Origin of the sequence: uncultured Pseudoflavonifractor sp., from assembly GCA_904419835.1 — a bacterium.
Taxonomy (GTDB): Bacteria; Bacillota; Clostridia; order Oscillospirales; family Oscillospiraceae; genus Pseudoflavonifractor.
This window is the reverse complement of the sequence record CAJFTA010000103.1, coordinates 1-7,591: the sequence shown is the minus strand read 5'-3', so window position 1 is coordinate 7,591 and position 7,591 is coordinate 1. Positions and strand designations below refer to the sequence as shown.

2 protein-coding genes are annotated in these 7,591 nt (G+C 57.7%); both read right to left on the bottom strand.

Annotated elements, in window-relative coordinates; translation table 11 throughout:
* Positions 1-33: 33 nt before the first annotated feature.
* Positions 34-351 carry a DUF3847 domain-containing protein gene (locus QZY67_RS11895; protein ID WP_295370567.1) on the bottom strand — a complete coding sequence of 106 codons (318 nt, stop codon included), beginning with the start codon at positions 349-351 and terminating at the stop codon, positions 34-36.
* A 315-nt stretch (positions 352-666) separates the two neighbouring features.
* Positions 667-7,539 (bottom strand): leucine-rich repeat protein, encoded by a 6,873-nt coding sequence (locus QZY67_RS11890; protein ID WP_224775974.1) that lies wholly within the window; start codon positions 7,537-7,539, stop codon positions 667-669.
* Positions 7,540-7,591: the final 52 nt, after the last annotated feature.

The following is a 7,591-nucleotide window of genomic DNA, read 5'->3' as shown; positions in this document are numbered from 1 at the left end:
CTGCGTTACATGAAAATGGAACAGTGCGATATATTATCCCTTTCCTTTCTGCTCGGTGGCGTTGTGGGCGTTGACGGCGGACATGAGCAAACTCTTGACTTCCGGCAAAGTAAGTGCTTTTTCCGCAAAGGCGTAGAACTCGGTTTCGGTCAAAACCTTTGCCAGCGGCTCCACGCTTTCGATGGCCGCGCCGCAGGTGATGAGGCGGTGCGCCCGTTTGCGGCGGTCGCCTTTCTCATAGTAGCTGCGGCGGTTTTCTAGCTGCTGTTGTCTGTGTTGAAGCTGGGCAAGTTGACGTTCTTTGGCGGCAATTTCAGCTTCCAGCTCCGGGATGGTTTTCTGTTTTGGCATGGTGCATAACCTCCTTAAAAATTTGACGGATAGAAACAAAAAGACCGCCTACCGAAAAACGGTAAACGGTCATGGTCACATATTCAAAACTTTGTGGGCGGAGCAGTTTGCGCTAGCAAATTGCTCCGCCCACAAAGTGTGCAGGAGATAGGCGAAGCCGCAAGAGGGTGCAGCCCTCTTGTTCGGAACGAAGTGACGCAAAACAGCCCGGACATTCGCTGTCCGGGCTGTCTGCCTCGCAGAGCGCACGATATACAGGGCTTGCCCCTGTATAGAAGTGCGCCCTTGTTACCAAGGGATTTTATGCTTGTAGGGTTACGGTGTAATATTCTCGCAGAAGCGCATCATCATCGCCGCTGCCTGCGCACGGGTTGCGCTGTCCTTAGGAGCCAATGTAACTGCGCTGGTACCGCTGATAATACCTTCGCTGTTAGCCCATGCCACGGCCTCCTGCGCCCATTCGCTGAGCTGGCCAAGGTCAGTATACCGAGACAGATCATCGCTTGCGGTTGTGTCATAGCTCTTGTACTGAGCATAGCGGTAGAGGATCGCGGCAAGCTGTTCCCGCGTGATTGGGTCGTCAGGCCCGAACAGGCCGTTGCCGTAACCGCCCACAATGTTGTTGGCTGCTGCCCAGGCAATGGCGTCGCTGTACCACTGACCGATCTCCACATCGGTGAAGTCGGACCCGCCGGAAACAATGGGAGTGTCCTCCAGCCGGTAGAGAATGGTGACGATCATAGCACGGGTGGTAGTGAGATCGGGACTGAATGTGGTTCCGCTGGTTCCGGCCATAAGGCTGTTCTCATAGGCGTATGCCACCGCGTCGTAGAACCAGTCGTTTTCATCCACATCTATAAAGGGCATGGAATCCTGAGAAGGCTCATCCTCCGAGGCCGTCGTGCTACCGCCACCAGTGCTGGAAGATCCGCCTCCACCGCCTCCGCTTCCGGAATCGTCAGAATCATCAGGGTCTTCCGGCTCCGCCGCTTGGACGGTCAGCTCCAGGCGGATGGTATCGCTGTACACGCCGTCCAGCAGGGCTGCGGCCCGAAGCACCGTGTCCTCTGTCAAAGTAATGGGGCTGGCGTAAGTCAGCGCCTCTTCCGTACAGGGGCAAGTGTCATTCAGCGTATAGCGGATCTCCGCCCCTTGGGTGGCGGTAGTCAGGAAGACCTGCGCGCCGCTCTCCAACGTCATGCCGGAAGTCACGGGTGTCCCATCCGCCAGCGCGGCGGTTACCACAGCGGGTTTTTCCGCCTCGGGCTGCTCGGGATCCTCCGGCAACTCCGCCGCCGTCCTGACCACGGAAATCACAAAGGACTCCGTCAAGCCGGAAACCGGCTCGGTGACCCGCACCATAGCCTCTCCGGGCAGTTTGCCGCGGATGGTGACCGAGGCGCTTCCGTCCGTTCCGGTTGTGACCGTTTCCGCAGACACATCCAGTAGGCTGGGCGTCAGATTTTCTACCGTCAGGGTCTTTCCGGTCACACCCGGCTGGAGGGTCAGGGTGAGGGTCCCGGACTCCTGATAAACGAGATTGGACTGCCCGTTCATCACGATCCCGGTGGGGCGCTGAACCGGCTCTGTAAACGTGGTTTCAGTTCCAACGCCCAAGGCCGTGCCCGCATAATTCTCAGCACTGCCCGCGACCATCAGCGTGCCGGTACAGATTCCGTCCTCCGGAGTCACGGCAAACCGGGTTGCGTACTGTTCTGTCTCTTCCAGGTTGTATTCCGCGTCCAGCGGTTCCACCGTGATGCCCACCGTTTCGTTGCCGTGGCTGAGGGAGACTGCGGCTTGTACGCTGGCGATGTCCATGTACTGGCTGAACGTAATTTCCATCCGGTCATGATAGGCAATTGCCTGTTCTACCTCTGGTGATGCAAGAGAAATCATCCCTACATCCACATTGAACTGGGGCGGCGGGACCGGGAGCCAGCCGGTATTTTCTTCATTGGCGGCTGCCGCGGGGACATCGCTGCTGTCAGCAGGTTGGTAGCCATCCTTTGAGAATGTCACCTTCCACTGCCCCTCTGGGACAAACCAGGCGTATCCCCCGTCTGCGCCGGTAATCTGGGGATTGAGCTGGTCGTAGTTCTCTGCATCCCACTCCATCATCTTGTTGCCGTCCTGATAATAGACAGTGGCTGTTACTCCTTCCAGCCGGTTGGAGGGCACCGCCTCATAGACATAGCCGGAGGGATCGTGACCGGGAACGAGATCCCGCTTGGGAATATCTTTGCCGTCCTCAAAGAACCCATCGTCAGGCTGAAAGTCGGGTTTGGGGTCCGGGTCAGGGTCTGGATTGGGGTCGGGATCGGGGTCAGGATCGGGATCTGGGTCCGGATCAGGATCGGTGTCCGGGTCATCTTCGTCATCAGGACAGTCAACATAGTTTCGAACGATGGCCAGAGACAGATCCTGGATTCGCTCATAGTATTCCTGGAAGCCGGTGTTGAGGTAATTCTCCACGCCCTGCTCCGTATAAAATTTAACGCTCCAGGTGCCAAAATGTACATCAATGATGTCTCCGTCCGCCGACTCGGTGATAAAACTGCTCAGCACTTTATCGGTGATGTAATCGGTGAAGTTGCCGGTATCCAGCAACTCCTCCACCTCGGCCATGGCGCCCTCCAGCTTCCAGCGCTCGCCCAGCAGCTCTTTGATCCTGTCCTTGTGCTCCTGGGCGCCTTCAATGGCGTCGCTGTAATAATCATCCAGCCACTGGTCCAAATCCCCAAAGCCGATGTCCGAGATCGTGTCGTGGATGATGTCAGTGACGACCTTCTGGATCACCGGCAATCCCAAGCTGGCGTTGATCATCAATAGGCCGTTCTCCCGATAGGCGTCGATCTCCGCACGCAGGTTGAAGAAAGTCTGGAACAGGGACTCCGCCAAAGCTGGGTTCAGCTTCCGGCTACCGTCAGGGCAGGAGGCATTCAACGCCTGTTCCACGCTGTTCAGATAGTCGTTGAGGGCTTCATAATTGCCATTAAGCTCTCGCCGCCAGTTATATTGCTGGCTTGCGGTCTGGATAATGTCCTGGGTGGCAGAGGCAAACTTACCATAGACCGGGACATCGCTGAGTTTACCAATCACGATGTCGGCAAACATTTCATAAAGTTCCCAGCCGTTTTCCGGGACTTCCTCAGGCAATTCGATGTCCAGGCCCGTGCGGGCTGCCGCCATTCTAGACTGGACAGGTTGTTCGCCGCCCAGAAGATAAACTTCGCTAAGGCAGCTGCCCGCGCTCACATCCACATATTCCGTGCGCATTTGTGACCCGTCTAGGGTGAATTTAATATACACATTTTCGTCCGGCAGGAAATTGTAACCGTCCGCTTCCAGTTCCTCTCCGGTCCGACTGTCCTTGGTCTGGGCAATGGTATACTGGCACAGGACTTGCTCCTCCGCCCCCGGGAGCAGAAGATCCATGGTCAGACTATTTCCATCCTCACCTACCTCTTTGAAGCGGTAAATCAGGGTATTCTCCTCCGTCTGCCGGCTGTCTGTTTCTTCTGCGTAAACGGTGTCTATCCGATCCGCCGCCTGTTCCACGGCTTGGTCGAACTGCTGGGCGGAGTCAAGGAACGCGGACGGACTGACCTCCAAAGCCAGGCCGGTACCGTCTTCATACTCTGCGCCCACCGAGACCGGGGTATTGTACTCCGTAAACTCGTAGGAGGCGATCCAGGTTCCAGTTTCGCTGTCATAACTGGCCGGGATACGAATCGTTTCCCCGTTAACCCCCCATGTAACCACGGTGACCTCCTCCAACTGGTCCGCATGGGAGTCAAACTCCACCTGGAAGGTGTAGTTCATATGGTCAGGCCAATAATAGTAGAATGGCTTGACGGTTTCCAGCTGCGTAAAGTCCAGCACGGTGGCGGTTTCACCAGTAATGTGGTTCAGATTATACATGGTGATGGCAGACAGGTTTGCGGAGGAGGCGTCGTAAGTTACCATCACCTCGTCGGTGCGGATGGGTTCAATGTCGTCCCGGCGCACCTCGGCTTGGATAAAATGATAGGAGTAGTCATAGAGCGGCTGGGCCAAAGGCATCTCACAGGACCAAGAGCCCGCCGCATTGGCGGTGGTCTCCGCCATCTTCTCCCCATTGTCATAGAGGATAATCTGGCTATTGGCCATTGCCTTGCCGGTAACAATGATTTTACTTAGAGAGGTTCGTTCCAGCAGAGCCATGGCGGCTGGAGATACCTCCAATGCGGCCGAGCCCAGAGGCTGAAGCTCTCCTCCGCTCAGACGCACATAGGCGGCTGCACTGGAAGTCCCAGTCGATTCGGCGGTCAAATAGCCGCGAATCACGCCGGATGTTCTGCCTGCCGTTGGCACGATAAGCAGGTTTTCTTCCTCATGCAGCGAATAGGTGCATACGGCATTATCCAGCGTGATACCTTCCGCCAGAGACATGCCGTCCGGAAGATGAATTTGTACCTCCTGCGCTGTATAGCCGTCTGCCAAGTCGAAACGGGCGGTGAACAGGACCAGAGTGCCCTGGCTGGGCGTGGTCGTATTGACCGACAGGCTGCCGGAGTTCAAATAGGAAAAGGCATCCTCTGCCAGAGCAGGAACGGAAACGGGACCGACATCAGTGAGCACCCCATCCTGGATTGACACACTGACTTGAGCATAATCCGTCCCAGCGGCCAGTCCCAGCTGCTCCAGCAGGCCCAGCGCCGGGACATTTTGCAGCATGGGGGTGTCCTGGATCAGAACCAGGGTATAGGTTCCCACGTCCATAGGGGCGCTCGTCAGGCCGGTCCGGGCGGTATAGATGGCACGGAACGCGCCGGTGCTGTCGAACACCAGCACATTGGACGCCCCAGGGAGGGAGAGGCTCCCCAGGCGGAAGCCGCCCTTTTCCACCAGGGTCAAAGACGCACTGCCCATCCGGTCACTGTTCAGAATAACCTGATCCGCAGTTCCGAGCAGTTCTCCGCCGGGGTCAGAGACTGTGACCGTAATCTCCTGCCCCGCCGTCACCACATCGGGCTGGAAGACGACCGTGGTCCCCTGCACCTCATAATCTTCCCCGGCGATGCCGGTCCCGCCGGAGGACAGGGAAATCTGTAAGCTGCCCAGCGCGGAGAGGGACTCCTCACGGGCGCTCTCCCCCTGGCCCGCAGCGTGGCGCAGGGTCAGGCTCAGCTCGATCCGGTCGGACACCGTCTCATAGAGCGTGACCGCAGCCACCTGATATTCTCCCGCCTCGACGGCGTCCGCCAGAGGGAGGACAAGGGTTTTACTGTAATAACCGTCCAGGCGGATCTGGAGCCGGACGGACTGCGCGGGCAGCTCCGCCAGTGCAAAACTTCCGTCCGGGCCGGTCTGGTCAGTCCGGACCTCACCGTCCGCGAGAGTCGCTGTGACCTGTACACCGGACAGCGGATTGCCGGCCTCATCCTGGACCTGACCGGAAACAGAGACCACCGGTGTCTGCTCCCGTTGCGTCAGGGTAAACGTGATGGCTGTATCCTCCGTTCCCGCTGGGACGGTCTGCCGCGCAGGCTGTTCATATTGCTCCAGCAGTTCCCCACCCAGCAGGACTTCACAGACGTAATCTGCCTCTGCCGCCGCGCCGGAGAGAACCGCGCCGGTCCCCGCCGGGGTGGTCCCGCCGGCTTCGTACCAGTTGACTGTGAAGCCATCCGTAAGCGTTTCCCCTTCCGGGGTGAGCACCCGGGCGGAAAGCGTCCTGGTTGGGACGGCGTTCAGATCAACAAACTGGTACCCATTCTCCACCGCCCAGTCATAAGCCGTGCTGTTTTCATATCCGTGGACCGTAGGGCGAGCGCTGACCAACGTGCCATCATAGATCTCCGTCGCTGAGTTATAAAAAGTGATGTTCGATAGCTGATAGCAGTACTGAAACGCGGCATAGCCGATCCCTGTCACGCTGTCCAGCAATTCTACCTCTTTCAGAGCGTCACAGGACGTAAACATACATGTTGGGATAACCGGCGACCCGACCACGGCGGAGACAAGGGAGTCGCAGTTATCAAAGGTATACCCATACCCGTCTACTGTGTAGTACTGCTTCACGGTGGCCGGCACGTGGATAGAGGTGAAGCCGCAATTTTCAAACGCTCTCCCATATAGGGACGTCAAAGTCGCGGGGAAATTGATGGAGGTCAGGCTGGTACAGTTTCCAAACGCCCGCGTGCCTATGCTGGCCACACCCTCCCCCAGGGTAACGGAGGACAGCGAGGCGCAGTCGAAAAAGGCCTGTTCCGGAATGGCGCTCAGGGAACCGGGAATGGAGACCGCCTTCAGCGCAGAGCAGCCAGAGAATGCCTTTTCCCCCATGGAGGTCAGCGTGGAGGGCAGAGTCACGCTTTCCAGCGCCTCGCAGTCCTCGAAAGCGCCGTCACCCAGAGTAGTGACACCCTCCGGGACTGCAACGGCTGTTAAGCCGGTACCCGCAAAGGCGCTGTCTCCGATTGCGGTTATCTGATTTTCAAATGTAATTTCTGTCAGGGCTTCACATCCGTCAAAGGTGGAATCCGGAACTGTGGTCAGCCCCGCCGGAACGTGGAAGGACGTCAGCGCAGTGTAGCAAAAGACCCGATCGCCCAGCGAGGTCACCTGTTCAAAGGACGGAACCGTGCTGAGCTTGCTGCAATTATTGAATGCAAACTTACCAACTTCCGAGATGTTCTCTCCTCCGGTGACCGCTGTCAGGTTGTAGCAATTGGAGAACGCGGATTCCTCCAGTGCGGTGACGGTCTCTGGGAGATCCACCGTCAGCAGCTGATTCCGGTGGTCATAGCTGTTCGTATAAAATGCGCTGTACCCAATGGACGTTACCTCATGGCCCTCAATGGTCTCCGGAATGACCAAATGCCCGTCGAAGCCCTCCTGGGCGGTAAATCCCAGGATGGTCCCGGTGGTCTCGTCGAAGTTCAGGGTATAGGCGGCCCCTTCCGGGGTATAGGAAACCCGCCTGGGCTGGGCCGCCGGCTCCCGGACCTGCTCCGCGGCCTCACTGGCGTCTTCCACCGTCTCCGCATCCCCGCCAAGAACGGCGATAGGAGACTGGGTCTCCGCTTCTACCTGCAGTTTGGCCTCCACTGTGGCCGCAAAGGCTTGTGCCGGGAACATGCTCAGGCACATAGCTGCCGACAGCAGTGTGCTGATGATTCGTGTACGAATTCGCGTATGCATCACGTCTGTCCAACTCCTTTTGGGGAAAATTCCAGTGTGGGCTGTAAAACTG

Bases quoted from the DNA above. Each gene is read 5' to 3' on its own strand.
- QZY67_RS11895 (WP_295370567.1), bottom strand. From the start codon at position 351: ATGCCAAAACAGAAAACCATCCCGGAGCTGGAAGCTGAAATTGCCGCC.
- QZY67_RS11890 (WP_224775974.1), bottom strand. From the start codon at position 7,539: ATGCATACGCGAATTCGTACACGAATCATCAGCACACTGCTGTCGGCA.